Annotated in this window: 22 protein-coding genes; 7 read left to right on the top strand and 15 right to left on the bottom strand. The window is 50.6% G+C overall.

Features of this window, described 5'->3' with window-relative positions:
• The first annotated feature begins 71 nt into the window (after window positions 1–71).
• Entirely contained in the window at window positions 72–1,106 is a 1,035-nt protein-coding gene (locus E1919_RS00795) for a DUF6268 family outer membrane beta-barrel protein (protein ID WP_162051454.1), read from the top strand.
• 87 nt (window positions 1,107–1,193) lie between these two features.
• Here E1919_RS00795 and ppk1 read toward each other — a convergent pair whose 3' ends face one another.
• Both ppk1 and E1919_RS00805 read right to left on the bottom strand, forming a co-directional pair.
• The gene (gene ppk1, locus E1919_RS00800; protein WP_162051455.1) at window positions 1,194–3,299 is read right to left on the bottom strand and encodes a polyphosphate kinase 1; all 2,106 of its coding nucleotides are present in this window, start codon (window positions 3,297–3,299) and stop codon (window positions 1,194–1,196) included.
• Between the two features lie 173 nt (window positions 3,300–3,472).
• Window positions 3,473–3,967: a SixA phosphatase family protein gene (locus E1919_RS00805; RefSeq protein ID WP_162051456.1), complete on the bottom strand. Its 495-nt coding sequence runs from the start codon at window positions 3,965–3,967 to the stop codon at window positions 3,473–3,475.
• 537 nt (window positions 3,968–4,504) lie between these two features.
• Between E1919_RS00805 and E1919_RS00810 the strand changes: the two genes are divergently transcribed.
• On the top strand, window positions 4,505–5,272 hold the full coding sequence (locus E1919_RS00810; protein WP_162051457.1) for a hypothetical protein: 768 nt from the start codon (window positions 4,505–4,507) through the stop codon (window positions 5,270–5,272).
• A 151-nt stretch (window positions 5,273–5,423) separates the two neighbouring features.
• Here E1919_RS00810 and hflX read toward each other — a convergent pair whose 3' ends face one another.
• The gene (hflX, locus tag E1919_RS00815) at window positions 5,424–6,611 is read right to left on the bottom strand and encodes a GTPase HflX (protein WP_162051458.1); all 1,188 of its coding nucleotides are present in this window, start codon (window positions 6,609–6,611) and stop codon (window positions 5,424–5,426) included.
• A 3-nt stretch (window positions 6,612–6,614) separates the two neighbouring features.
• Window positions 6,615–7,205 carry a c-type cytochrome gene (locus E1919_RS00820; RefSeq protein ID WP_237143963.1) on the bottom strand — a complete coding sequence of 197 codons (591 nt, stop codon included), beginning with the start codon at window positions 7,203–7,205 and terminating at the stop codon, window positions 6,615–6,617.
• Between the two features lie 295 nt (window positions 7,206–7,500).
• Between E1919_RS00820 and E1919_RS00825 the strand changes: the two genes are divergently transcribed.
• The gene (locus tag E1919_RS00825) at window positions 7,501–8,610 is read left to right on the top strand and encodes a glycosyltransferase family 4 protein (RefSeq protein WP_162051460.1); all 1,110 of its coding nucleotides are present in this window, start codon (window positions 7,501–7,503) and stop codon (window positions 8,608–8,610) included.
• 50 nt (window positions 8,611–8,660) lie between these two features.
• Window positions 8,661–9,203 carry a dTDP-4-dehydrorhamnose 3,5-epimerase gene (rfbC, locus tag E1919_RS00830; protein WP_162051461.1) on the top strand — a complete coding sequence of 181 codons (543 nt, stop codon included), beginning with the start codon at window positions 8,661–8,663 and terminating at the stop codon, window positions 9,201–9,203.
• 174 nt (window positions 9,204–9,377) lie between these two features.
• Here rfbC and E1919_RS00835 read toward each other — a convergent pair whose 3' ends face one another.
• On the bottom strand, window positions 9,378–10,664 hold the full coding sequence (locus E1919_RS00835; protein WP_162051462.1) for a UDP-N-acetylmuramoyl-tripeptide--D-alanyl-D-alanine ligase: 1,287 nt from the start codon (window positions 10,662–10,664) through the stop codon (window positions 9,378–9,380).
• A gap of 153 nt (window positions 10,665–10,817) precedes the next feature.
• On the opposite strand from E1919_RS00835, the gene E1919_RS00840 reads away from it, so the two are divergent.
• Window positions 10,818–13,049, top strand: a complete 2,232-nt coding sequence (locus E1919_RS00840) for a T9SS type A sorting domain-containing protein (protein WP_162051463.1) — start codon at window positions 10,818–10,820, stop codon at window positions 13,047–13,049.
• Window positions 13,049–13,438, top strand: a complete 390-nt coding sequence (locus tag E1919_RS00845) for a hypothetical protein (RefSeq protein ID WP_162051464.1) — start codon at window positions 13,049–13,051, stop codon at window positions 13,436–13,438. The genes E1919_RS00840 and E1919_RS00845 overlap by 1 nt, the downstream gene beginning before the upstream one ends.
• A gap of 275 nt (window positions 13,439–13,713) precedes the next feature.
• Here the strand turns inward: E1919_RS00845 and E1919_RS00850 are convergent, their stop codons facing one another.
• The 3 genes from E1919_RS00850 to E1919_RS00860 all read right to left on the bottom strand — a co-directional run bounded on the left by E1919_RS00850 (window position 13,714) and on the right by E1919_RS00860 (window position 16,372).
• Window positions 13,714–14,487 (bottom strand): amidohydrolase, encoded by a 774-nt coding sequence (locus tag E1919_RS00850; RefSeq protein ID WP_162051465.1) that lies wholly within the window; start codon window positions 14,485–14,487, stop codon window positions 13,714–13,716.
• 93 nt (window positions 14,488–14,580) lie between these two features.
• A complete protein-coding gene (locus E1919_RS00855; RefSeq protein ID WP_162051466.1) occupies window positions 14,581–15,729 on the bottom strand; it encodes a methionine aminotransferase in 1,149 nt (382 codons plus the stop codon).
• Window positions 15,730–15,784: 55 nt separating this feature from the next.
• Window positions 15,785–16,372, bottom strand: a complete 588-nt coding sequence (locus E1919_RS00860; protein ID WP_162051467.1) for a uracil-DNA glycosylase family protein — start codon at window positions 16,370–16,372, stop codon at window positions 15,785–15,787.
• A 107-nt stretch (window positions 16,373–16,479) separates the two neighbouring features.
• On the opposite strand from E1919_RS00860, the gene E1919_RS00865 reads away from it, so the two are divergent.
• Complete coding sequence (locus E1919_RS00865) at window positions 16,480–17,067, top strand: hypothetical protein (protein ID WP_162051468.1); 588 nt, start codon at window positions 16,480–16,482, stop codon at window positions 17,065–17,067.
• An 81-nt stretch (window positions 17,068–17,148) separates the two neighbouring features.
• Here E1919_RS00865 and E1919_RS00870 read toward each other — a convergent pair whose 3' ends face one another.
• From E1919_RS00870 to E1919_RS00900, 7 genes are all read right to left on the bottom strand, one after another.
• Window positions 17,149–17,589: a hypothetical protein gene (locus E1919_RS00870; protein ID WP_162051469.1), complete on the bottom strand. Its 441-nt coding sequence runs from the start codon at window positions 17,587–17,589 to the stop codon at window positions 17,149–17,151.
• A gap of 356 nt (window positions 17,590–17,945) precedes the next feature.
• Complete coding sequence (locus E1919_RS00875) at window positions 17,946–18,818, bottom strand: hypothetical protein (protein WP_162051470.1); 873 nt, start codon at window positions 18,816–18,818, stop codon at window positions 17,946–17,948.
• Between the two features lie 169 nt (window positions 18,819–18,987).
• The gene (locus E1919_RS00880; protein WP_237143933.1) at window positions 18,988–19,398 is read right to left on the bottom strand and encodes a response regulator; all 411 of its coding nucleotides are present in this window, start codon (window positions 19,396–19,398) and stop codon (window positions 18,988–18,990) included.
• A gap of 137 nt (window positions 19,399–19,535) precedes the next feature.
• Window positions 19,536–22,916 carry a transcription-repair coupling factor gene (mfd, locus tag E1919_RS00885; protein ID WP_162051471.1) on the bottom strand — a complete coding sequence of 1,127 codons (3,381 nt, stop codon included), beginning with the start codon at window positions 22,914–22,916 and terminating at the stop codon, window positions 19,536–19,538.
• Window positions 22,917–23,060: 144 nt separating this feature from the next.
• The gene (locus E1919_RS00890) at window positions 23,061–23,606 is read right to left on the bottom strand and encodes a hypothetical protein (RefSeq protein WP_162051472.1); all 546 of its coding nucleotides are present in this window, start codon (window positions 23,604–23,606) and stop codon (window positions 23,061–23,063) included.
• 295 nt (window positions 23,607–23,901) lie between these two features.
• Entirely contained in the window at window positions 23,902–24,318 is a 417-nt protein-coding gene (locus E1919_RS00895) for an ester cyclase (protein WP_162051473.1), read from the bottom strand.
• Window positions 24,319–24,470: 152 nt separating this feature from the next.
• A complete protein-coding gene (locus E1919_RS00900; protein ID WP_162051474.1) occupies window positions 24,471–25,097 on the bottom strand; it encodes a hypothetical protein in 627 nt (208 codons plus the stop codon).
• Window positions 25,098–25,590: the final 493 nt, after the last annotated feature.

The raw sequence follows: 25,590 nt of genomic DNA on the forward strand, positions 1-25,590 counted from the left end.
AAAACAATTGATGAGTACGGCCTTTCTACTGTTACTTTACAACGCGCTGAACACAGCTCAAAAAATAAACGATGATAAAAACTAATTTACTTCTGTGTGTGATGGCTTTCCTGTGTTCCTGGCAACAGGCGCAGGCGCAACGAACCGAGAAAGCGGAAGGCTTAGGAGATATTATTGAATATGCCTCGCCCGGTGTGAGGAACATGGGTAAGCCCCGTGGAATCGTGATCGGTTATGAGCGCCTGCCGCAGTTTGATATAGAGTCCACCTCTACTGACCCTACTGTTGGCAACGGCAGCAACCGCGTCAGGCGGAATAACCTGTTCGATGTCAGGGCGCTGGCCCCTATCCTGAACAGGCCGCAGACAAAACTGATATTGGGCTTTGGGTACAACTTCGAAGAGTATAACTTCTCTAACCTTCCGGCGAACTACAGCCTTTATCAGAATCTGGAAGATAAAAATTTGAAGAGCATTGGTCTGCAGCTGGCTTACCTGCACTCTCTTGATGACCGCCGCTTTTACCTTATCCGCGTGAAGGGGGAGCTAAACGGAGACTATACAAACGATAATATTAGCATCATCGATTACCTTAAAACAACGGTAGACGTAGCGTACGGCTGGAAGTTAAACCCTGACCTTTCCTGGGGTGTTGGCGCGCAGCTTGGGTATACGTTTGGCCGCAGGCGCGTATTACCAGGTGTGCTTTATAACCGCACCTTTAACGATAAGTGGGGCATAGAATCTATCTTTCCAGCTAATCTGCGCCTGCGGCACAATGCAAATGAAAAAACACTCCTGTATGTGGGATACAGGCTGGAAGGCGCCAGTTATAACCTGTACTTAAACGAACCGCCGCTTTCCCCGTTTGGCCAGGTGGAGTTGCGGCGCACGGATATAAAAGCGCTGGTGCGCATGGAGCGCGAGATATACGATTTTCTGTGGTTTTCTGTGGAAGCAGGTTTCCGGCAGTATTACCGGAACAGGATTTTTGATGAAATCGGTTCTACAAATGAACTCATAGATAATGACTTAGCAGGAACGGGCTATATTGGGGTAGAACTTTATGCAGTGCCTCCACGAAAATGGGTAGAAAAGAGGCCGTAACAACTAACAATCCTGTTAAGGTTACTATACAAAAAGAGGGAGAAGCTCCGGACAAGCTTCTCCCTCTTTTTGTATAGTCAGGCTTCTTTATTTATCCTGTTCCCGAACCGGGTTCATCCCCTCCGGTATCAGATCACGGAGGTAGTCATAGGTGGCATACTGCGAACGCATGTTTGTCTGGTCGCCTTCCTGTAAATAGCTGTTGTCTACGGTTCTGGCTTTGGTGTCGTCGGCTAACTGCAGGTCAATGATGTCACGCACCTGCTTTACAAGGTGCGGTTGCAGCAACGGGAAAGCCACTTCCACCCGGCGGTTCAGGTTGCGGGTCATCCAGTCGGCAGAAGCGACATAATATTCTGCATCGCCGTTGTTATGGAAAATGTATACCCTCGCATGCTCCAGGTAGCGGTCTACAATGCTGCGCACCTGTATGTTTTCACTTATGCCTTCCACCCCTGGCACCAGGCAGCAGATGCCGCGCACAAGTAAATCGACTTTTACGCCGGCCTGGCTGGCAGCATACAGCTTCTTTATCATGCGCTCATCCTGCAGGGCGTTCATCTTCAGGATCAGGCGGGCAGGAAAACCTTTTTTAGCATACTTTATCTCCCGGTCTATCAGCTTTACAAAACGCTCTCGCATGTTGAGCGGTGCCATGAGCAGGTGATCGAACTTTTTGTCCGGGTGCCGGTCTATAAAAAAGTTGAATACCTGCTCTACATCTTTGGTGAGGCGCTTGTCAGAAGTAAACAAAGCATGGTCAGCGTATATGGTAGAGGTGTCTTCGTTGTAGTTGCCTGTGCTCAGGTATGCATAGTTTACCAGCTTGCCGCCTTCGTTTCTGGTAATAAGGCCGAGCTTGGAATGCACTTTTAGCTCCGGTACACTCACTATCACGTTAGCTCCCGCTTTCTGCAATTTCCCGGCCCAGAATATATTGGACTCCTCATCAAAGCGCGCCTTCAGTTCTACTACTACCGTTACCAGTTTGCCGTTTTTGGCTGCCTTGGCCAGAGCTTTGGCAATGGCAGATTTGTCTGCCACCCGGTATAGGGTAGCGCTCATAGAAGTTACCTTAGGGTCTTCGGCAGCTTCGTTGAACAGGCGCAGCACGTAGTCAAAAGACTGGTAAGGATAGTGCACCAGGTAGTCCTGCTTTTGCATGGCGGCCAGCATGCTTGGCTCCTGCTCCAACTGAGGGTGCACCAGCGTAGGCTGTGGTTTATACTTCAGGTTGGGCAGGTTAAAGTCCGGGAACTGGAAAAAGTCGCGGAAGTTATGGTACTTGCTGCCTTCCACCAGCTCATCTTCGGTAACGCCGGTATGTGCCATCATCATGTCCAGCAAGTCCTGGGGTGTCTCCGGGTCGTAGAGCAGGCGTGCCGGGTAACCGATTTCGCGCTTTTTAAGGCTTTTCCGGATCTTCGCCATCAAATTACCTGATACTTCCTCTTCAATATCCAGCTCTGCATCCCGTGATACTTTCACCGCATGAGAATCAAACTGCTGATACTTGTCAAAGACTTCAGGCAGACAGAACCGGATGACATCGTCCACGAACATCACATAGCGTTGCTCGTCTACGGTTGGCAGCTTAACGAAACGGCTGCCGTGTTTTTTGGTCGGTATCTCGAGCATGGCGTAGCGCTCTGGCTTGAGGCCCTCTTCCTGCGGTTCCCACATCTTTATGCTCAGGTAAACTGTCTGGTCTTTCAGAAAGAGATGTGTTTCTGTTTCATCCAGTATAATAGGCTGCAGCAATGGCAGCACTTTCTTCGGGAAATAATTTTTCACCCATTCCTGCTGCTCCGGGTTCAGCTCATGCTCTGTGAGCAGGTGAATATCGTGCGCGCGCAGGTCTGCCAATATTCCTTCACGGAATACCTCCCCAAAATCCTCCTGCTGGCGCTTAACCTCTCTTATCACCTGGTCAAAAATTTCAGAGGGATCTGTATTCAGTTTCTTGCGGGTCTTTTCCTTCAGCTTAATGAGGCGCTTGAGCGTAGCTACCCGCACCTTGAAATACTCATCTAAATTAGCTGAGAAAATAGCCATAAACTTGATGCGCTCCAGCAGAGGCACATTTTTGTCTTTGGCCTCCTGCAAAACTCTGTAGTTAAACGCAAGCCAGCTTAGTTCTCTGTTTATCATGGGGTAATCAGGGGTAGCCTGTTCCTCTTTCTCTTTTTTCATATAGGTGGTTGTCTTCTCTAAGCTTGTAGTAAGTAAAGCTACTACGGGTTAATGTACCAGATGGAAGGGAATTAAAGTGTTAGAGCCTGTTTAAGGTTTGTGTTTGAAAGCGAGCTTTATCAGAACCTGAAAGCACTCATCTTCAGCTCAAAGGATGATGCTAAAACCTGCGCTTACTTATAGTTCTTAGGGAAATCGTAGAAGATCATTTGTGCGTTGTCTTTGCTGATATCGTACCAGCTTTCGCAGTTAAATTCCAGTGCCACCACACCTGCTGTTGGCAGGCTGGCAACGTGCTCCGGTGTCAGCATGTTCGCAAAGTCGGTAATAGCCTCGTTATGGCCCACCAGCATGAGGTGTTCTACTTCGGCGGGCGCTTCCTGCACCACCTCCAGCAGGTCCTTCTTGCCGGCACCATACACCCGCTCGTCCAACACAATATCGTCAGCGTCGTAGCCCATTTCCCTTCCTGCAAGTGTGGCTGTGGTGAGCGCCCTAACGGCAGGGCTGGAGATTATCAGGTCAGGCTGGATGCCGCGGGCTGCCAGTTCCTGCCCCATGAGCGGAGCGTCACTGCGGCCGCGCTTGTTCAGGGGGCGGTCGTGGTCGCTGAGTTCTTCAAACTCCCAACTCGATTTAGCGTGCCTCAGAATATATAATGTTTTCATATCGATTTCCTTATTTTTTGCCGTTGCAGCGCCAGAAAAGCAACAACTACAGCATTGCTAAGTACTGAAACTATACGTAAATGGTTGTACGCCCTGGGGCAGTAGCACAGTCTAAAGCGGTTGTTGTGCAGCGTTGTGGGAATGTAAGTATATTAGGTCCTCTATTTTTTTAATGGTCTCGTTATCTTATTTTGCTAACTTGCTAACATTTGTGCCTCTATACTGTCAAAATAATTAAGCAGGACTTGCAACGAATGAAAAACGTATAGGAAAGAAGCAAGTTGGCCTGTGTTAAAAGTACGCTTTGGCTTGTTGTTTGCTCTTCTGAATTCATGCTGAACGAAGTGTAGTTTGCCTGATGCTCAGGTGTAGCTATAGCCGGAGAAGAAAGCAAGGGCAGAATAGCTTTGTAAGCGGACCTGAGCTGAGAGCATTCTACCTGTGACGAAAGTCAGGAATAAATTTGTTCAGGTAATCCTCTGCGATAATAAGAAGAGTAAAGTTCTTTAAGTATAGTTCACCCCAATATAAATACACGTGGAAACCGAATTCGTTTTACCAATTGATGCGGCAAAGTTCAGGTCAACCAGCGACGCCTGGAATGAGCTGATGCTGGGAGATCCCTGGTCAGTAGGACATCTTACGACACTAATTGAGTTGAAAACTTTTAAACTGAAGGAGGACTGGGAAAATTTTTACTACCAAAGCGGAGAGGAAAGAGAACGCCTGCTTTTGAGGTGGGACGCACCCACGCAAGCTATGTTGCAGAATGAGTCGCTTATAAGAACGGACCGGGACTTTGTTCACGGCCTGAGCTGGAATCTCAAAAACCTGAATACCCAGTTCGGCAGAACACGGGAAAGACTTTACCTGAAAGGGGAAACACTCTATAATTATGTCCGGGGCAAAGGATACGGCTTATCTGTAGAAGAGTGCTTTGAATGTGTGCGCTTCAGGGTAGTGTGTGAAACGTGGAATAGGGTGGTTGAGCGGGAAAGAAACACCATAAAAAAGCTGCAGGCCATGTTCCCGCATACTGTGTTTCAGGAAGTGCCCGGGGAGGTGTATCATATCTATGCCATCGATTATGAAGCTTATGTAGATGGCAAACTTCGCTATGCGCTCCAGGTAAAGCCAGAGTCCTATACAGGCAATACAACGTATCTTTCGAATGCACGCCAGGCAAACAGCCGTAAGAATCAGTTGTACGTCGCACGGTTTGGAGCCCCTGTATATGAAATTATATCAGATAATGAGGGGAATATACTTCATACAGACGTGCTTAAAGATCTGGAACAGGTTTAAGGGCACAACTGACGTTGCTGAAGCGCATGCCTTCTGTTGAATTCGATTACGGCGTAAGCATAAAAAAGGAAGTCTTGTCTCAGGCTTCCTTTTTTATGCTGCACCTCTGATTCAAAGCGCCAGATTTTGTACTTCCATCGGCAAACTGGGCTTACACGTTGTTAGGATAGCGCTGGAAATGTAACTCTGCTACCCTGCTTTGCAGTTCGTCGCGCAGCGCATCAATGTTTATTTTATTTGTAGCTGATACAAAAAGGGCAGGGGCATGCATTCTTGCCATATAAGTGGCCTTTAAGTCTTCGATAGACGGACGCACCTCGGCTCCTTCTTCTGCCAACTCCTCTTCGCGCTGTTGCAGGTACTGGTCTACTTTGTTAAACACCAGCAGCACCGGTTTCTCGGCTGCGTTTATGTCCTTCAGTGTCTCGTTTACCACTGCAATATGGTCCTCGAAAGATGGATGGGATACATCCACCACATGCACCAGCAGGTCAGCCTCCCGTATCTCATCCAGGGTAGATTTAAAAGATTCGATCAGCTTGGTCGGGAGCTTGCGGATGAAACCTACCGTATCAGAAAGCAGGAAAGGAATGTTGTCAAACACTACCTTCCGTACAGTGGCATCTACAGTTGCAAACAGCTTGTTTTCCGCAAACACCTCTGACTTGGAGAGCAGGTTCATCAGTGTGGACTTGCCCACGTTGGTGTAACCTACCAGGGCTACTCGCACTATGCCGGCGCGGGCTTTGCGCTGCTCGAAGTTCTGTTTCTCAAACTTTTTCAGGCGCTCCCGCAGCAAAGCTATCTTGTCGCGCACAATACGGCGGTCTGTTTCAATTTCCGTTTCACCCGGTCCCTTCATGCCGATGCCTCCTTTTTGTTTTGAAAGGTGTGTCCAGAGGTTAGTGAGGCGGGGAAGCAGGTACTGGTACTGGGCCATTTCTACCTGTGCGTGAGCCTGGGCACTCTTAGCCCGCAGCGCGAAAATATCCAGTATAAGTAAGCTGCGGTCAACAATCTTTACCTGTAGCTCGCGCTCGATATTGCGCACCTGCGAGGCACTCAGGTCATCGTCGAAGATAACCATGTCTACCTCATTCTCCGTTATGTAGGCCTTGATTTCGTTCAGTTTCCCGCTGCCCACAAACGTGCGGATATCGGGCTTGTCCAGTTTTTGGACAAAGCGTTTCAATGTTGTGGCCCCCGCTGTCTCCGTTAAAAAGGCAAGCTCATCGAGGTACTCGTTGGTTTGCGCATCGGTCTGGCGGTAATTTGGTACGGCCACCAGCACCGCAGTTTCCTGCGGTTTGGCGGTTTCGTAAAAGTTCTTTTTACCCATTAATTATTTTTTTAGCGTTATGGTATAGGCGGCCAATGCCTCAGCCTCCTGAGGCGTTAGCTGGTCTCCGAAACCCGGCATCAGGCCGCGGCCATTCTCAATAACGTTAATTCTGTCATTTAAGGTCAACTGACTTTGAGTTAAAAGAGCAGCACCTCCCAGGCCTTTCGCTCCGTCCTCACCGTGGCAGGTGGCGCATACCTGCGTGTAAATTGCTTTGGCATTCGCCAGTTGCGTTTCACTCATAGAGGCTATGATCTCCTGCTGTGCAGCGTCTGAGAAGCCGGGGCTGGCAGCAGCGGTTTCCGCGGCATCTGCCTCAGGTGTTTCAGTTGTCGTATTGCTGATAGGAGCAACAGAAGGTTCGTTTTTGTTCATGGTCAGGCTGTTTGTTTCAGCTACTCCGTAAACGTACAGAAAGATGAACAGTGCCAGTACCGTCAGTACCTTGTTTTCCCGTTTGATGCCCACAATGCCCAGCGGAATAGCTAACAGCACCAGTACAATCTTCACAATAAGGTAAGTAGGGATGCCGCCACTGTATAGGAACAGCAGGTAACCACCGGTTAGCAGGATCAGGGTGCCCAGGATCATGTCCACTATACCTTGGTTTTGCTTCTTACCTTGTCTAGGGTCTCGCGCTTGTTAAGCAGCAGCAGAACGGCTTTTGCAGCAAAAAAGATCAGGAACAGAACAACGACCAATACGTGGGTGTGCAAAAATGCAACAGGTGGCATAAGGGTGTATATTGATTATATGAAACGTTCAGGGGTATTTGCCGCAATTTACTTTAAAATTTCTGATGCTACCGCTAAAATGGCTAACTTACGGCTTTTTATATCTAAAGGTCCCAATAAAGGTCCCAATTCTGCTGAGCTGATTTGCCCCTATGCGAATAGCCCTTGTCATTAACACCTCCTGGAATATCTACAACTTCCGCAGAAGCCTGATAAAGGCGTTGCTGGCAGAAGGACACGAGGTGGTGGCTATTGCGCCGAAGGATGATTACTCGGAGCGCCTGATGGCGGCAGGTTGCCGTTTTGTGCCGGTGCAGATGGAGAAAGGCACAAACCCATTCACGGACATGATGCTGACCTTGCGCCTGTACCGGGCCTACCAGCAGGTAAAGCCGGACGTGGTGCTGCACTATACCATTAAACCGAACATCTACGGAGCCATCGCAGCACATTGGGCCGGTATACCCATTATCAACAATGTGTCGGGTCTGGGTACTGTTTTCATCACCAAAGACTATATCTCCAGCATTGCCCTCCGTTTGTATAAATTCTCTTTTCGCTACCCGGCTAAAGTCTTCTTTCAGAATGAAGACGACCGCAAGTTGTTCCTGCGCAACAACCTCGTGCGTGCGGGTATAACTGATGTACTCCCGGGTTCGGGTATAAACCTGCAGGAGTTCGTGCCGGCGGTGGAGTTTAAACGCAGCGAGCCGTTCGTCTTTCTAATGGTGGCGCGCGTGCTGTTCGACAAAGGAGTGGCTGAGTTTGTGCAGGCAAGCAGGTTGGTGCAGGAGCAGTACCCGGAGGTGAAGTGCCAACTGCTGGGGCAGTTTGATGAAAGGAGCAGGTCAGCGGTAAAGCAGCAGCAACTGGAGGAGTGGCTGGCAACAGGGGTGATTGAATACCTGGGCACCACCGATGATGTAGCTGCTGTCGTAAGCAAGGCCGACTGTGTGGTGCTGCCGTCCTACCGCGAAGGAACACCCCGTACCTTGCTGGAGGCTGCTGCCATGGCCAAACCACTTATTGCCACCAACGTGCCCGGCTGCCGGGAGGTGGTGCAGCAGGGTGTGAATGGCTACCTTTGCCGCGCACGCAGTGCAGAGGACCTTGCTGAGAAAATGCTGCAGATGCTGCAGCTAAAGGAGGAAGACCTGGAAAGCATGGGGCAGGCCAGCCGCCGACTAGTCGTTTCCCGTTTCGACGATCGCCTTGTCATTCAGAAGTACCTGCACGCGATAACGGAAGTAACGGGAGGATAATGATTTAAACAAAGATATCTGCAACAAGAGAAACAGAACGAACAAGAAATATGGAACACAATACTTTCCACATCGAGGGCCTGATAGAATTTTTGCCGCGCGTTTTCAGAGATGATCGGGGTTATTTTTTTGAAACCTTCAGCATGAAATGGTTTGAGCCCTTTGGCAAGCAGCCTGATTTTGTGCAGGACAACCAATCCGTTTCATCGAAAGGAGTACTGCGCGGGCTGCACTTCCAGAAGCCGCCCTATGCACAGGGCAAACTAGTGCGGGTAACAACAGGCAGGGCACTGGATGTGGCGGTCGATCTGCGGAAGAATTCACCAACATTCGGCCAGCATGTAGCGTGTATGCTGGATGCGGAGCAGCATAACGTGTTCTATATACCGGAAGGCTTTGCCCATGGCTTCGTAGCGTTGGAAGACAATACCGCCTTCATCTACAAATGCACCAATTTTTACAACCAGCCCTCCGAAGGCGGCATCCTCTGGAATGACCCTGCTTTAGGCATAGGCTGGGATATCAATGATCCGCTGGTGTCGCCGAAAGATGAGGTGCTGCCCCTGCTGAAAAATTTCGATTCACCGTTTTAAGGTGTAGACAAAAGACACAGGATGAAAGACAAAAGATTTAGATGACAAAGGCTAAGAGCCGGCGGAGCAACGTTAATTGCTCCGGCTCTTAGCCTTTGTCGAGCAAACTATAGACCGCACTTGCTGCTTTCTTCACCAGCAGCATCTCTCAATCTCCTCAGCGGATTTTCAAATTTACAGCACCTCCAGCAGCGTCTCCAGCCCCATGCCGCGGGAGCCTTTCACCAGCACGTAGCTTTCAGAAACGGGGTGCTCCTGCAGCCACTTTTGCAGCTCGAGCTTCGTCTCGAAATGCAGGAAATCAGCTTTTACTTCTGCCGCATACTTCATGTCTTTGCCGCAGAGCAGCACCGTGTCAAAATGCTGTTCGGCTACGGCTTCACCCAAGGCACGGTGCTCGGCAGCGCTCTCAGTGCCCATCTCAAACATATCGCCCAGAATCACCACTTTGCAAGGAGCCTTCATGCCCCCAAAATTGCGCACTGCCGCCGCCATGGAAGTAGGGTTGGCGTTGTAAGCATCTAGAATGATGGTGTTGCTGCCTTTTTGCAGTACCTGCGAACGGTTGTTCACCGGGCTGTAAGCTGCGATGGCATCATTGGCCCGCTGCAGGGGCACACCAAAGAATTTGCCTATACAAGCTGCTGCCGCCATGTTCTCATAGTTGTAGCTGCCTACCAACTGCGTCTGTACCTGGTTGTCTTCTTCATCGCGGTATACCACGTAAGGCGAGGCCTCCAGCAGTTCGCTGTGGTAGTAGTCGCCGGGAGCGGGGTACGTAATCATGTTTTCGATGCGGCGGCTCATGCGCATCAGGAGTTCATTGCCTGTGTTTACAAACACGGTGCCGCCGGTGTTAAACAGGTGCACATACAGTTCGCTTTTGCCGCGCGCCACGCCCTCCAGACTTCCGAAGCCTTCGAGGTGGGCCTTGCCTATGTTGGTAATCAACCCATGTGTTGGCAGCGCAATGCTGCTAAGCAGTGCGATTTCCCCGATGTGGTTGGCACCCATTTCTATAATCGCCATCTCATGTTCCGGCTTAATGCGCAGCAGCGTGAGCGGCACCCCAATGTGGTTGTTCAGGTTGCCCTGCGTGTAGAGGGTGTTAAACTTCTGGCTCAGCACGGCATAAATGAGTTCTTTGGAAGTGGTTTTGCCATTGGAGCCTGTAATGCCGATAACAGGAATGCCCAACTGCCGGCGATGGTGGTGCGCCAGATCCTGCAGCGTTTGCAGCGTGTCTTCCACCACAAACACATTGTCTGCCGCCATGGCCGGGTCGTCTACCACGGCATACTTCGCGCCCTTCTCTAAGGCGGGCAGGGCAAATTTGGCACCTTTGAAATTGGGCCCGTTGAGGGCAAAGAATAGACTCTGGTCTTGCTCCGCGCGTGAATCTGTGCTCACGTGGCGGCACTCCAGGTACTTTTGGTATAGAAAGACAATGCTGTTTTGCATGAAATGCGTAATTTTAACTTACAAGGATGCTGAAAGGGCTGTTGTTTTCGTTAAGCAAGCAACGCTCTTTACCTGTGGCAATATACATTCAAAACCTTAAAAGCGACAGCACAATAATATAGCACTTGCTCTTTTGGCAATCTCTTACCCTACATGAAGAAATACCTTACTCTTGTTCTGGTTATACTTTGCTCCGTGGCAACTGCCATGGCCCAGCAACAGGAGCCGCTGCAGTTCCGGTTCCGCCACGATGTGCCCGTCGCCACGCAGGCCAGGCAACTGGCTGCTCCCTGGAGCGGAGGCCTTAATACGCCCCAGTTCTCCACCATTGACCTGAACCAGGATGGGCAGGATGACCTCTTTGTCTTCGACAGGCAGTTGAAAAAGGTATATACCTGGCTGGCGGTGCAGCAAAACGGGGAGTGGCAGTATGTGTATGCCCCAGCGTATGAGGTGTTTTTTCCTGCTGACCTGGAATACTGGGTGCTGCTGCGCGACTACAACTGCGATGGGCTGAAAGATATTTTTACAAGCAGCCCGCTGGGGATACGGGTTTTTAAACAGGAAGCACCAACAGGGGGGCAGCTGAAGTTCGCTTTAGCGGGAGAGGCGCTTTTCTACCGGGACGGCAAGGTAAACATGCAGATGAAGAGTACCGACATCCCGGCCATTGTGGATATTGACAATGACGGGGATTTGGATATACTGATTGCAGAGTTTTCCAGAGGCTATACCCTGGAGCTATACCAAAACATTCGGGCAGAGCAGGGGCTGGCTTGCGGCACTCTGACGTATGAGCAGCAAACAAACTGGTGGGGTGGCATTACTGAGTGCGATGGCTGCAACAGCTATCTCTTCGGGGCACACTGCCGGGTGGCCGCCCCGCAACACTCAGGGCACGACGGCTCCTCTTTGCTGCTCCTGGACATGGATGCTGATGGCGATAAAGAATTAGTGATGGGTGGTGTGATGTGTGATAACCTGGTGCTGATGGAGAACGAAGGCTCGGCTGCGAATGCTCTGATGACAGGCTTTACACCCGCTTTCCCGGCTGCAAGGCCCGCTTCTTTTCCTGTTTTTCCGGCTGCTTACTACGAGGATGTTACCTTCGACGGTGTGCCGGATCTGCTGGTGGCACCGCAGGCAACAGATGAGTTAAACAATATAAACTTTGAAACCTCTAGCTGGCTTTACCGCAACCAGGGCGCTGAAAATAAGCCCGACTTTACATTTGTGCAGGATGATTTTTTGCAGGGGCAGATGATTGATGTGGGCGAAGGAGCTTTCCCTGCCTTTGCGGACATGGATGCGGATGGCGACCTGGACATGCTGGTCGGAAATGCCACTGCTTACCGTAACGGCCACTACAGTGCCGCACTTCATTTTTACCGAAATACCGGGACGGCTACAGCGCCCGCCTTTGAGCTGGTGACAAACGACTACCTCGACTTGCAAAGCCAGCAGCTCTTCAACATCAAACCAACTTTTGCCGACATGAACGGCGATGGAGCAGCAGACCTTGTGCTGACGTTTAAAGGGTTGCAGGAAAATTCAACTCGTATCGCATACATTCCGAACAAAGCCCCACGAGGGCAGGCTGCGCTGTATAGTTTTGCTGATCTGCAAACGGTGCAGGCTGTACAGGCAAATGCTTCTCCTGCTTTTGCAGATGTGGACGGGAATGGCGACCTGGACCTGCTGCTCGGCAAGAGCGATGGCAGCCTGAGTTTTTACCTTAATACCGGAAATGCGGCTTCGCCGGTTTATGCCTCGGAACAAAAGAACTTCGCGGGCATAGCGGCAGACTTCTCTCGCCGGTTCCTGTACCCCGCTATAACCGACGTTGATGGTGATGGCACGCCGGACCTGCTCACAACAGATGAAAGCGGAGAACTGCGCGTGTACCGGAACCTTGCGGCAGCCTTAGAGGGAAATACGCTGACCGCAGAAACAAATCTCCTGGAGAATGAACTGTTGGAAGGTGCCCAGGCAACGCGCCTTGGTAAAGGCCTGAGTATAGCAGCGGCACCTTTAGGCGGAGAGAATAAATTGTACCTCACCATCGGCACACAAGGTGGCGGCCTTTACCTGCTGGAGCAATTTGCCGGCAATTCTGCAGAATCTACGGCTCCTGAAGTAGGCCTGCAGGTAGCAGTATATCCCAACCCTGCCGACAGAAGCATGAGGGAGACCATAAGAGTACAGGCCTCTGAACCCGTAACGGTGCAGGTGTATGATGCCATCGGAAAGCTTCTGTACCGCAACCGTGGCAGCTATAGCGCCCATCATATGTTGCCGCTACAAAACCTGAAGGCAGGGCTTTACATTATTCGGGCCACCTCCGAAAGCGGGAAACGCACATCGTTTAAATTTGTGGTAAGGTAATGCAGGCTTTCCTTTATATAGAACTAACAACTCATACCACCTATAGTAAACCGCTGCCCGAACAGGTAAAGCGACAGCTCCCGGAGGTGGCTGTGCTGGACATAGATGCGGGTTCAGATGAACTATTACAGCACTACGCCCTGCGCCTGCTCCGTGAAAGTGACCAAGCGGTGGTTTGCATTAAAGCCGATGCAAACACGCCTGGCCTGGGTAAGGCCATGGCGATACTCGAAGAGCTGTTTGAGGAAAAGGCAGGAAGACTTGTGTTGCTGCTGGGAGAGCATTCCCGCCTCCAGCGTATGTTCCAGGCCCGCCCGCATGTGCAGCTCAGACAGGTAGAGGAGGAAGAGGCTTTGAATGAAGTAAAGCAGTTTCTAGCTAAGGTTTAGCAAACACTCAAGTGGAGGTTTTCTATAGCTGATGCAATTTCAAGTTCCCCTCCTTGGACTTTAAAGGGGACCCCTTCACCCCCAGGAGGGGCAGGGGTGGTTTGACCCGGTAAAAGGAAACAGAGGCGTAAGTAAAAAGAAGGTATGACACGCCAGTTGAAAACTGACTCATGTTCACCACAAGTTGAAAACTTGCGGGATTGTAATTTTTTCTATCGATGCTGTGTCCTGTCTGGAAACATTCACCTTAGTACTGATAATGCTAATTCCTAACCTTAACCCAAACGAAACGCATCTGCATCCAGATGCGCCGGGAAGGCTTGTCTGAATTCTAATAGCTCCTGCTTGCTCAACGTGAGGGAATGTATACCTTCTATCTGGCTTGTCTGCAGCAGGTGATGCCCTTTGGGGTGGATAATGGCGGAGTCGCCGGAGTAGGGGTGGTTGTTGCCGTCAGTGCCCACACGGTTCACACCGGCCACGTAAGCCACGTTTTCGATGGCGCGTGCCTGCAGCAGCGAACGCCACGCAAGGCTGCGGGCCTGGGGCCAGTTGGCTACATACAGCAGCAGGTCATAGCTGTTGCTAACGTTGCGGCTCCATACCGGGAAGCGCAGATCGTAACACACCAGCGGGCAGATGTTCCATCCGTTCAGTTCCACTACTATTTTTTCTCCGCCTGTGGAATATGTATGGTGCTCCTTCGCCATCCGGAAGAGGTGCTTCTTATTGTAGTGCACATAGGGACCATCAGGCCGTACCCAATATAAGCGGTTATAGTAGTGCCCATTCTCCTTTACCATCACGCTGCCTGTTAGCACCGCCTGGTACTTTTTGGCCTCCTGCTGCATCCATAGCAGAGTAGAACCCGCAGCCTCTTCAGCCAATGCCTCCGCCTCCATACTAAAGCCGGTTGTGAACATCTCGGGCAGCACAATCAGGTCGGTTTGAGGGGCAGCGGCAGCTAACTTTTCCGAGAACATCGTGCGGTTTTTCTCCGCATCCTGCCAGTGCAGCGCTGTCTGAACGATGGTGATGCGTAGGTCCATTTTTTATCGTTGTTTGTTACTCGTTGTTCGAAGGTTAGCAAGAGGCGGGCTACAGATCTGTGCTGCGCACGTGCGTCTTACATCATTTTAAATTTATAGCTGCACCAGCTTTGCAGCGGCGGCTTGCAGCGTATCCTCACTTTTGGCGAAGCAGAAGCGGAGGTACTTATGGTCTGATTTGTCGTGGTAGAAAGCTGAGACAGGTATGGTGGCTACACCGGCCTGTCGGGTGAGGCGCTTTGCGAAATCCAGGTCATACTCATCTGAGATTTTATCATACTTTGCCAGTTGAAAGTAAGTGCCGGCAGAAGGCACTATTTCGAAACGGGAGCCTTTTAGCTGTTCGTTAAAGAAGTCGCGCTTGGCCTGGTAAAAATCCGGCAGGTTGCGGTAATGCGTTTCCTCTTCCATAAAATCTGCGAGAGCCATTTGTAACGGCGTTGGTGTGCAGAACGTAATGAACTGGTGCATTTTGCGCAGCTCAGCAGTGAGTACGGCAGGAGCCACGGTGTAACCTACCTTCCAGCCGGTAGTGTGGTATGTCTTCCCGAAAGAGGAGATAACAAAGCTGCGCTTGCGCAGTTGCGGGTGCTGTAGCACACTGTAATGCTGCTGTCCGTCAAACACCATGTGCTCATACACTTCGTCGCTAATCACCAGAATATCGGTGCCCTCTATTAGGTTCGCAAGTGTGTCCATGTCCTGCTTCGATAGCACGGCCCCGGTGGGGTTGTGAGGTGTGTTCAGGATGATGAGGCTGGTGCGGGAGGAGATGCGGCGTTTCACCTGGTCCCAGTCCACATGGAAATCAGGAAGTGCCAGCGACACAAAAATAGGAACTCCTCCGCATAACCGGATAACCGGGACATATGCATCATAGCAGGGCTCCAGTATCACCACTTCATCTCCTGATTTTACCACAGCCGTAATAGCTGCATTTAAAGCTTCTGTGGCACCGGACGTCACTGTTACCTCTGTGTCAGGATCAGGACGATAACCGTATACTTTCTCCGTTTTAGTGCTGATGTTTTCGCGCAACTTCGGAACACCCGCCATGGGAGCGTATTGGTTGAAGCCTTTGCGCATATATCTGCTCACGAGGTCTATCAGGGGCGCAGGGCAGTTAAAATCCGGGAAGCCCTGCGACAGGTTAATCGCCTGTTGCTCGTTGGCTAGAGCCGACATGACGGTAAAAATACTCGTGCCTATGTCGGGTAATTTGCTGGAGGGATAGTTGATCATAGGGTGGTGAATCTCTTGTTCAGGGAGTAGATATGTTGCAACGAAAATACAGGCTTTAGGTTTTTTTGACCAGGTCGCTTACGAGTTGCTGAAGCGCCGGTACGGCATCAGTCTCAAACCAAGGGTGGCGTTTGAGCCAAAACTGGTTGCGGGGCGAAGGGTGCGGGAGTGGCATGTAGTGCGGCAGGTACTCGTGCCAATTGGCCACCGTTTCTGTAAGCGTTGACTTGGCGGCATGCTTCAGGAAGCCGTCTTGCGCATACTTCCCGATGAGCAGCGTGAGCTCGATGTTTGGCAGCAGGTCCAGTAGTTGCTGGTGCCAGTGCCGAGCGCACTCAGGGCGGGGCGGCAGGTCACCGCTTTTGCCTTTGCCCGGGTAGCAGAAGCCCATCGGAACAATGGCAATCTGCGACGCATCATAAAAAGTGGCAGCGTCAAGGCCCAGCCACTGGCGCAGGCGCTTTCCGCTCTGATCATCCCAGGGGGTGCCACTGGCATGCACTTTGGTGCCTGGTGCCTGCCCTACCACCAGCAGCCTAGCTGTAGTGCTGGCACGCAAAACCGGGCGTGGACCCAATGGCAGGTGCTCTTCGCAGATGCGGCAGGCCTGGACCTGCGCTAGTAAATCTTCCAGTGCCAACATAAGATTGCAAAGGTACAAAGTATCTTTTAGTATGTCCTTGCCTGCACGTATAAGTAACCCAGCAGCTAAAAAACGGGTAAAGCAAGCTGACAGACCATACGAAACTTATGCCCCGTATCCTTCATCTTTTGCTTTGCCTCTTATTACTTTACCAACTGCCGCTTGGTGTGCAGGCGCAGGAACAACCCGCCTATAAGAACGCCTTTACAGTTAAACTCTTTGGGCTGTCGGTGCACCTGAAGGAGAGCCCGTACCCGGAGATGTTTCCCAACAGGATCGACAACAAAGGCTATATTACCTTTAATTATGGCGCAATAGCAGGGTATGAGAGGTTTGTGGTGCGCGACGTGATAAGTGTGCGGGTAGAGCAAGGGCTGTATGCTGACTGTGCCGCTGTGCTGGCGGGATTCACTCATATTGGTTGGCGCGGTCTAATCTTTCGGAAAAACCGCCACTCCCTGAATGGCGGCGTCGGCCCCACGCTTGTGTACCGGCGCGATTGGAACAACATTAAAGACTATGTGGATGACGGTTATTTTGAACGCAAAGGCGACTGGCAGTATAAGTTTTACTGGTATGCCGGTGAGCTGGAGTACAATTACAAACTAAAGGAGAATACAGACCTGTCGCTAAACCTGGTGCCAGGCATTCCGGAACTCGTCTCCTTTGGTGTGGGTATAAGGAAGCGGTTTTAGCAAAAGCATATAAAACAGAAGAAGCCGGATCTATCCGGCTTCTTCTGTTTTATAAAAGATCAGTTCTACAATTTAACAGGCCTACCTGCGGCCTCTTTCATTATAACCATACTCGTCGCCTGGTCCCTGTCTGCGGCGGCGCTTTTCCCTAGGGTGTGGTATGGTATCGTCCTGTTGCCAGCGGTCCTCCACCCTTTGGTTGTTTCTGTCGAAGTTCACATCGCGCTGGCGCCATGAAATATCGCGTGGCTGGTTTTCATCACGTGGCTGCTGCTGCCTGCGTGGCTGGTTTGGCAGCCACTCTTCACGCTGCTGGTGGTATCGCCCCTCCCGCTCAAAACGGCCTAGTTCACGTAGATCACGCTCGTTTTGGTGCAGGTTAAGTGGTGGAGTTGGCTCTCCCCAGCGGCTCTTAAAGTCATTAAAATACCGCTCACGCTCATGGTTAGGATGCTGCTCCCTGCGGTGGCGCATTTCCCTGTTGTGCTGCGAATGCCGTGGGTTGTTTTCGTCGTGATGCATGGCTATATCTTTAGGTAAATAATAATTTTATTTAGTTCCGGAGCCTGGTTAAATATTATCTTTTGAGCTGCAAAGGAATGATTTTTAAACCTGATAGCGCTGTTCTGCGACACATGGCCCCGGCTATGCACCTTAAAATGAGTTTTGTCAGAACTCAAAAAAAATATCCTTTTCGCCATCAAAAACAGAATTTAAGCTTACTCTTATTAGTGATGTACGAGGTGATACACAGTATGTTTAAACAAACTCGAAACACTAAGGTAAAAAAAACAAAGCCGACTGCAAGAGCCGGCTTTGCCATTTACTAACTAAAACTAATTTATTACCAAATCTACCTAATCTGGTATGTATACGTTTTATCGGCGATAGCGATTGGTATTATCGCGGTCATCAAAATAATTATCCTGCCCTGAGTCTGTTTCATCAGCCCAGCGAGGGCCTCCTTCCAGGCCTTTGTCAAAGTTACGGTCGCGGTACTGCTCGGAGCCGTAGCGCTTACGGGTATCGAGGCGATCAGCGTTTGACTGGTACCGGTCGCCGCGTGACTGGTAGTCCTCGTCATCAGAATGCCAGATGTCGTTCCAGGTATCCTTCATTCGGTCCATAAAGCCACGGTCGTCATGGCGGGGATTGTTGCGGCGGTTATTGTCATCGTTCGGGGTGTAGCGGTCTTCAGTATACCAGTTATGCGAGCCGCTGCCATAACGGTAGTCTGACTCTTTATAGCGGCTTCCGCTGCCCGGTCCTTCACGCCACGGATCGTTCTGCTGACCTCTCACATCTTCCTGGTTACCCTGTAAAGAGCCTCCTGATGTATGCGGCCTGCGCATGCTGTGGCTTTCGTCGTGCTGGTACTGGTTCCGGTCTCCGTGGTTTATGAAGGAGCGCTCGTTGCGGTAGCTGCTGTCAGAACGGCTGCCGTAGTGGTCGTTCAGGTGTGCATTCTGGCCCTGGTTATAGGAACTGTTGCTAGCACCACCTCTGCGGTCATCGTTGCGGTTGCGGTCGAAGTTCCGGTTCCGATCTCTGTCCGGATCCTGTGCGCCACGTGGGTTAGGGCCCGTATGGAAGTAGTTGCCTTCTCCCCACTCGCGGGTATCTTCTCGCCTGTTGCCATAGCGTTGGTTATCGTTCTGCTGGTTATACTGTTTGTCTTTGTTATATAATTTGCGGCCGATTTCGTGGTTTTCGCCTTCGCTGCCGTTTGTGTTCATAGGTTTGTTTGCCATAGTATTATTTTGCTTTAGATGTTTCAGAATATATTCATCCCACAAAGTGCGGGCTTGTTATATATTTACGGGATTGCACTGGCTATAGTTAACCAACGGCTGTTTTAGAAAAAAACAGCGGCACCCCTTCCAGAAGGAGTGCCGCTGCCACAATCATTATCAGGCTGTTCTAAAAGTAAGTTTCCATGATTTCGCGAACGTCAGCCTCTGCCAAGGGCTTGGAGTAATGCTTGCGTACATCGGGGAACTGCTTCAGCTTTTCAAGGTCGTAGAAGCTGGCAGAAGAGGTAAGCATCAGCATGACGATGTTTTCTTTCTGCTTTGCAGGAACTTTCTGGTACTCCTCCAAAAACTCAAAGCCATCCATGCCCGACATTTTGATGTCAACGAAAATCAGGTCAGGACGGGCGTATTTCGCTTCACCTGCGAAAGCATTTTTTAAATATTTCAGGGCCTCGTCTCCGTCTGTCACCACCCGGATATCCGGTGCTGCCTCCATGCGCGAAAGCAGGCGGTGATTCAGGTAATTCGTTGTCTCGTCGTCATCGATCAACAGAATAGTATTTACTGATTTCATCATGCTATAGGTTCTCAACTTCTTGGTACGCTTTCTATTGCGTAAGGTATAACTGATTTTTATCAAGTTGCAGCCTGCTCACCATCGTGACGGAGCCTCCTTAATCTGCGGCAGGCTGCAACAAAGTGCTGCGCGCTAATTTATGAAGCTTGCGTGGAAACAGCCTCCTGTATACCTAAGCCTTCGAAAACCTCTTTGGCGTCGGCTATGCTTCGGATGTCTTCCACTACCACGATGAGTTTGTGCTTGGCCTCTTTTAACCGCGAACGGCGCGGGTGCTGCTGCACATACTTGAGAATGTTGCCAAATATGTCGGACTGGAAATATTTGTCGTTGTTCTCTGCCGGCAGGTAGCCCTTTATTGTTTCTTTTTTGATGGTGAGCTTCTCAAAACCGAGCTGTTGGGCCTGCCAGCGTAGCTTCACAATTTCCACGAGTTGCTGCACCTGCTCAGGCAGCGGACCAAAGCGGTCTACAATGCTGTCGCGCAGTTTTTCCAGTTCCTCCATGCTCTTTACGCTGTCGAGCTTGCTGTAAAGGCTAAGGCGCTCGGAGATGTTACTCACATAACTGTCTGGTATCAGCACCTCCATGTCTGTCTCGATGTTGCACTCGCGCACCGGCTCAATAAACTGCTCCAAGTTATCGCCCAGGAACAGTTCGCGGAATTCGGTTTCCTTCAGCTCCTTAATGGCATCGTCGAGCACCTGGTGGTACATCTCGAACCCAAGGTCCGTGATAAAACCGGTTTGCTCTCCGCCCAGCAGGTTACCTGCACCCCGGATGTCCAGGTCGCGCATGGCAATCTTAAAGCCTTCGCCCAGGTCAGAGAATTCTTCCAGCGTGCTCAGGCGCTTGCGGGCATCCGAAGGCAGCCCAGCCACAGGTGGTGTGAGCAGGTAGCAATAAGCTTTCTTGTTCGAGCGCCCTACGCGGCCGCGCATCTGGTGCAGGTCTGACAGGCCAAACATATGGGCGCGGTTGATGATGATGGTGTTGGCATTCTCAATGTCCAAGCCCGACTCGATGATGTTGGTGCTGACCAGCACGTCGTACTCGCCGTTCACAAACTTCATCATGCGTTTTTCCAGCTTCTCCGGCTCCATCTGCCCGTGAGCGTAGGCAACCTTGCAGTCCGGTACGTGTCGCAGAATCATGCCTGCTATTTCCTCAATATCCTTGATGCGGTTGTGCACAAAGAACACCTGCCCACCGCGCTTCATCTCATACACAATGGCATCCCGAATCAGCGCCTCATCATACACGTGCAGCTCTGTTTTTACCGGCTGGCGGTTTGGTGGCGGCGTGGCGATAACAGACAGGTCGCGAGCTCCCATCAGCGAGAAGTGCAGCGTGCGCGGAATCGGCGTGGCTGTGAGCGTAAGTGTATCCACATTTATTTTCATCTCCCGCAGCTTCTCCTTCGTTTTCACCCCAAACTTCTGCTCCTCATCAATAATCATCAGGCCGAGGTCTTTGAACTTGACGTCTTTGCTCACGATGCGGTGCGTGCCGATCAGGATATCAATTTTACCCTCCGACAAGCGCTTCAGGGTTTCTTTAGTATCCTTGGTGGTCTTGAAGCGGTTTACATAATCGACCGTAACCGGGAACTGCTCCAGCCTGTCGCGGAAGGTGCGGTAGTGCTGCATGGCCAGGATGGTGGTGGGCACCAGCACAGCCACCTGCTTGCCGTCGCAGGCGGCTTTAAAGGCGGCACGAATGGCAATCTCTGTTTTACCGAAGCCCACATCGCCGCACACAAGGCGGTCCATCGGGTGCGGCTGCTCCATGTCGGCTTTCACGTCCTCTGTGGATTTCGCCTGGTCCGGCGTATCCTCGTAAATAAACGAGGATTCCAGTTCTGCCTGCAGGAAACCGTCGCGGGAGTAGGAGTAGCCCGGCGCGGCCTTACGTTTGGCGTATAGGCTGATGAGCTCGTGGGCAATGTCTTTTACCTTGCTCTTGACCTTCTTCTTCTTGTTCTCCCACTCCGGTGACCCCAGCTTGCTCATGCTCGGCGGGCCACCTTCTTTGCCGCTGTACTTGCTGATTTTATGCAGCGCGTGGATGCTTACATACAGCAAGTCATCATCACGGTAAACAAGCCGGATCGCCTCCTGCAAGCGACCTCCCACTTCTACTTTCTCGAGGCCGGCAAAGCGGCCGATGCCATAGTCGATGTGGGTCACGTAGTCGCCGGGCTGCAGCGAGCGCAGCTCTTTCAGCGTCATGGACTTGGACTTGGAATGCCCTTCTTTGGCCTTATGCTGGTAGAACCTGTCGAACAACTGGTGGTCAGTATAGCAGGTAATTTTTAAAGTCTGGTCGATGAAGCCTTCACGCAGTGAGATGGGCAGGTGCTGGAAACGCACGTCATGGTCCAACTCATCAAATATCATGGTGAGGCGGTTGATCTGGCGCGGCGAATCAGTGGCAATGAGGTTCACGAAACCAGCTCCCTGCTGCTCGTGCAGGTCTTTTACCAGCCGCTGGAAATCTTTGTTGAACGAGGGCTGCGGCTTGGTTTGTAGCTGTATCACTTCGGTGCTGCGGAAGTGAAAGCGCTTGCCTATCTCCACCACGTTAAAGTTTTCCAGCAGCTGCTTGAACAGCTTCTGCGTCTGAAACAGCTGCTCCGGGTCTGACACAATTTGCGTGCCGCCGCTGCCCGCCATCATCTTCTCGAAGTTATGAGCCGCTTTGTCAAAGTATTCGTCAATCACGTCCAGCGTCAGGCGCACATCCTTGAACCAGAGCGTGGTATTGGCAGGTATAAAGTCGAGGAAAGCTTCGCGCGTTTCCTGCAGCAACTTCGTCTGTACGTTGGGTATAATGGAGATCGCCTTCTTTGTCTCCACCGACAGCTGCGTGTCAGGGTCGAAGGTGCGGATACTTTCTATCTCGTCACCGAAAAGCTCGATGCGGTAAGGCAGGTCGTTGGCGTAGGAATACACGTCCACAATACCGCCGCGAACAGCGTACTGGCCTGCTTCGTACACAAATTCGGTGCGCTCAAAGCCATACTCGGCCAGCATCTCGCTCAGGAAGGTTGTGTCCAGCTTTTCGCCTACTTTGGCGCCCAGCGTATTCTCCACCAGCGACTTTTTGTTGATAACCTTCTCCGTCAGCGCCTCCGGGTATGTCACGATCAGCTCGCCTTTACCTGTTTTCTGGTTGAGGCGGTTGAGCACCTCGGCCCGCATGAGGATGTTGGCGTTCTCGGTGTCGTCGAAACTATAAGGGCGCTTGTAGGAGGTCGGGAAGAGCAGGATTTCCTTTTCTTCGCCGAGCAGGTTTTTGAGGTCGGTATAGAAATAGGCCGCCTCCTCTTTGTCGTGCATCACGAAGAGCTGGTGCCCGTAATTTAGGGTATACACCGCCGAGGCCAGCACGGCATCCTGGCTACCCGCCAGCCCTTTGATCTGGAGGCGGTAAGGTTGGGCTGTCTTCAGCCGTTCGGCAATGGTTTGCACCACGCTGTCGAGGCGGTACAGTTCTAAAAAATCTTTTACTTTCAATGGTATGCGTCTCCTGTTCGTTCTTCCCTACAAAGATACTATAACTTAATGTCTTATCAGAACTGGGAGAGGGAGGAGAAGGTTTCGGGGGAGGGAAGAACAGTTGATAGTTGTGTAGAGTTTGTTATGCTGGCTCATCAATACTTAAGTGGAAATGAAGCTAAGATACCCCGTTAGCCAGAGTTGTATGATGATTAGAATGATATTAACCACAACCGCATTTAATAGCTGTTCTTTGTTACGCCGCATGGCTACTCCAAAAAGAGCTGTTAAACCAAAAGTAATGGGAACAAATATTGTGGAACCAGATATGCCAGCACCGAGCTTCAGCTCCATTTCTTCATCAAACCTTCTCATATAGCCTCTATCTACAATTTTAAATAAAACAGTAGTAACAAGACGGACTGAATCTGCTTCTGAGGGATTGAAATTCTGAACTCTATGATATGGGAAACGAAAATTTTCAGTTGTCAGAATAATGTTATCCAACTTCGTTCTGTAAACACGGCCAGTGAACCTGTTTCGGGTTGTGCTGTAGATGGCCTCTCTTGAGATTATCTTCTCTCTATAAGCAATACGCGGCAGAGCTAAAATATCCAGGCACACCAACACAGTTAATAATAAACAGCAGGCATTAAAACATCTGAATAATTTCAGGACAGAGGGAGGAAGTGTTTCAGCATATGCCATTGCATCGCAATATATAAGAAATGATACTGAAACAATAACCTCAATGCCGCAAGTTTAGCGTGACTTCCACGACCACATTATCCGGAATGATAAAGTCTGGTTTCGTATCAGGAATTATATTTTAAGTAACCGGAGAAATGGCCGGAAGATATATTCTATCAGCAAGTATAAAATGATGACCCGGGCATTGCCTTGACAAACTGTTCTCCACACACAGGCACACCCACAAAAAAAGGTTCGGAGCTAACTCTTATAAGAAAGCTCCGAACCTATGCAATAGGATAGCTGGTGAATCTTAGCCTTTGATGCTGGCTCCGATCTGCTTCAGGATGCCGAGTTCGTCGGAGCTGCCCCAGCGCTCCACAATTTTGCCGTTCTCGAAGCGGGCGATCTGTACACCCCGCGCTTTCATTTGCTTGCCGGTGGCCGGTATGCCCATAAAGTCCCCTTTGTGCGTGCCGGTTACGGTATAGGCAATGGATACGTTGTCATCGTCGGCTACCATGTGGTCTACTTTCACCTCCAGGTCCGGGAAGGCACTGCGGAAGGTGCTGAAAAACTGGATAAACCCGTCCGGTCCGGGACCCTGGTCTGGTGCCGGGTCGTGGTCTACTACATCCGGCGACATCAATTGGTGGAATTTCTCCAGGTTACCTTTATTAATGGCCTCGCCGAACTGCTTCTGCGTCTCTATATTTTCTTGTTTACTCATAGCTCTTGTTTTTTATGGTCGTATAAATGGTGCGTAGCAGTTGCTGCGCACCATTTGTGTACGTACCTGAGAGTCGCAAAAGTTTTAAGTGAGCGTTATTTAGTACGGCGGTCATAGGAGTTCTATTTTGAAATACGCACTAATTAGGCGCCTTACCTCTGGGCGTCGAACGGTATAAAGCGGCCATCCTGCATCAGGTATAGGATAGTACGGTCTTCTGATACTACCGAAACACCGTCGGTGGGTAGTGGTATGCGCTTTTGGCTGCGGTTGTCCATTACCAGCGAATCCTTGGGCGCTAATCGTATCTGATAGGTGCTGTACCACTCCGCATCAAGTTTTGTGGCCGGGTAGCTGGCTATTTCTACTTCGCGGGCCTGGTCTGTATAATCCAGGAAGGCCAGAATCTGAATGGAGTCGTTCTGTAGCACCTGCACGGCATAGTCCATGGAGCTGTTCCCGTTGAGGTTGCCGCGCAGGAAGATCGGATTCTTCACCAACAGTCGCTCGCTTGACATTGCTGCGTCTGTCATTGTGGCCACCCTGGCCTGTGGCTGTTTCTGTTCGAGTAGCGTTATCAACGTATCAGGCAGCGGATATAAAATCTTCCCTTCATTGGTTGCTCTGGCTATACTGTCTATAGCTGTTTTGGTGCCAGCGTCTATCTGCTCATCAATTAACTCATCACTAGCTACCTGGTTGTAGTTGCCATCGGCAGAGTCGGAGCCACAGGCGGCCAGGGCCAGTAGAGCGGCAAAAGCTATCGGGTATACTTTCATTTCTAGTCTAAATATCTGATTAATAAGCTGCAAGTAAGCCCACTTGTCGGCGAGTTGAAATGATAATTGTCATTTTCCTGAGAAAAAGAATCATTTCGGGTTTTGCCGTTACTCTCTCCGCTTGTAGAAACTTCCGGCAAGGCAGTAGATAATCAAGCTGAACAGGCTCTTGCATGGTAGGCTATCTGCTGCTCTCCCTGCATAAAAATATACTTTGCAGCCCCTGCACTGGCACAAAGAATAAAGCGACGGTAGCCGAGAGAATGAAAAAACAGGCGAAGCCAGAAGACGAAAAAAGCATGAAGTGAACTTTGGGATTAGTTTTCTGTTAAACTGTTAAAATATGGTGTGCCTTAGCCTGCTATACATGGGCGAAGTAACGCTTTACTATTGATAACTTGGTTCTAACTGTTTTGCCATAGGAATGTCCGTTCCAGAAGATAGAGCACTGGAGGAAACCGGCTATTGATGAACTGTAAAAATGAAGTTTGTA

This window comes from Pontibacter pamirensis (assembly GCF_010015475.1).
GTDB classification, from domain to species: Bacteria; Bacteroidota; Bacteroidia; order Cytophagales; family Hymenobacteraceae; genus Pontibacter; species Pontibacter pamirensis.

What these genes read in the sequence shown, in the direction of transcription:
- ppk1 (WP_162051455.1), bottom strand. Translation starts at nt 3,299, where the DNA reads ATGAAAAAAGAGAAAGAGGAACAGGCTACCCCTGATTACCCCATGATA.
- E1919_RS00850 (WP_162051465.1), bottom strand. Translation starts at nt 14,487, where the DNA reads ATGGACCTACGCATCACCATCGTTCAGACAGCGCTGCACTGGCAGGAT.
- E1919_RS00875 (WP_162051470.1), bottom strand. Translation starts at nt 18,818, where the DNA reads ATGGCAAACAAACCTATGAACACAAACGGCAGCGAAGGCGAAAACCAC.
- E1919_RS00900 (WP_162051474.1), bottom strand. Translation starts at nt 25,097, where the DNA reads ATGAAAGTATACCCGATAGCTTTTGCCGCTCTACTGGCCCTGGCCGCC.
- E1919_RS00890 (WP_162051472.1), bottom strand. Translation starts at nt 23,606, where the DNA reads ATGGCATATGCTGAAACACTTCCTCCCTCTGTCCTGAAATTATTCAGA.
- E1919_RS00865 (WP_162051468.1), top strand. Translation starts at nt 16,480, where the DNA reads ATGCCCCGTATCCTTCATCTTTTGCTTTGCCTCTTATTACTTTACCAA.
- E1919_RS00795 (WP_162051454.1), top strand. Translation starts at nt 72, where the DNA reads ATGATAAAAACTAATTTACTTCTGTGTGTGATGGCTTTCCTGTGTTCC.
- E1919_RS00840 (WP_162051463.1), top strand. Translation starts at nt 10,818, where the DNA reads ATGAAGAAATACCTTACTCTTGTTCTGGTTATACTTTGCTCCGTGGCA.
- hflX (WP_162051458.1), bottom strand. Translation starts at nt 6,611, where the DNA reads ATGGGTAAAAAGAACTTTTACGAAACCGCCAAACCGCAGGAAACTGCG.
- rfbC (WP_162051461.1), top strand. Translation starts at nt 8,661, where the DNA reads ATGGAACACAATACTTTCCACATCGAGGGCCTGATAGAATTTTTGCCG.
- E1919_RS00825 (WP_162051460.1), top strand. Translation starts at nt 7,501, where the DNA reads ATGCGAATAGCCCTTGTCATTAACACCTCCTGGAATATCTACAACTTC.
- E1919_RS00870 (WP_162051469.1), bottom strand. Translation starts at nt 17,589, where the DNA reads ATGCATCACGACGAAAACAACCCACGGCATTCGCAGCACAACAGGGAA.
- E1919_RS00895 (WP_162051473.1), bottom strand. Translation starts at nt 24,318, where the DNA reads ATGAGTAAACAAGAAAATATAGAGACGCAGAAGCAGTTCGGCGAGGCC.
- E1919_RS00805 (WP_162051456.1), bottom strand. Translation starts at nt 3,967, where the DNA reads ATGAAAACATTATATATTCTGAGGCACGCTAAATCGAGTTGGGAGTTT.
- E1919_RS00860 (WP_162051467.1), bottom strand. Translation starts at nt 16,372, where the DNA reads ATGTTGGCACTGGAAGATTTACTAGCGCAGGTCCAGGCCTGCCGCATC.
- E1919_RS00820 (WP_237143963.1), bottom strand. Translation starts at nt 7,205, where the DNA reads ATGATCCTGGGCACCCTGATCCTGCTAACCGGTGGTTACCTGCTGTTC.
- E1919_RS00855 (WP_162051466.1), bottom strand. Translation starts at nt 15,729, where the DNA reads ATGATCAACTATCCCTCCAGCAAATTACCCGACATAGGCACGAGTATT.
- E1919_RS00845 (WP_162051464.1), top strand. Translation starts at nt 13,049, where the DNA reads ATGCAGGCTTTCCTTTATATAGAACTAACAACTCATACCACCTATAGT.
- E1919_RS00835 (WP_162051462.1), bottom strand. Translation starts at nt 10,664, where the DNA reads ATGCAAAACAGCATTGTCTTTCTATACCAAAAGTACCTGGAGTGCCGC.
- E1919_RS00880 (WP_237143933.1), bottom strand. Translation starts at nt 19,398, where the DNA reads ATGATGAAATCAGTAAATACTATTCTGTTGATCGATGACGACGAGACA.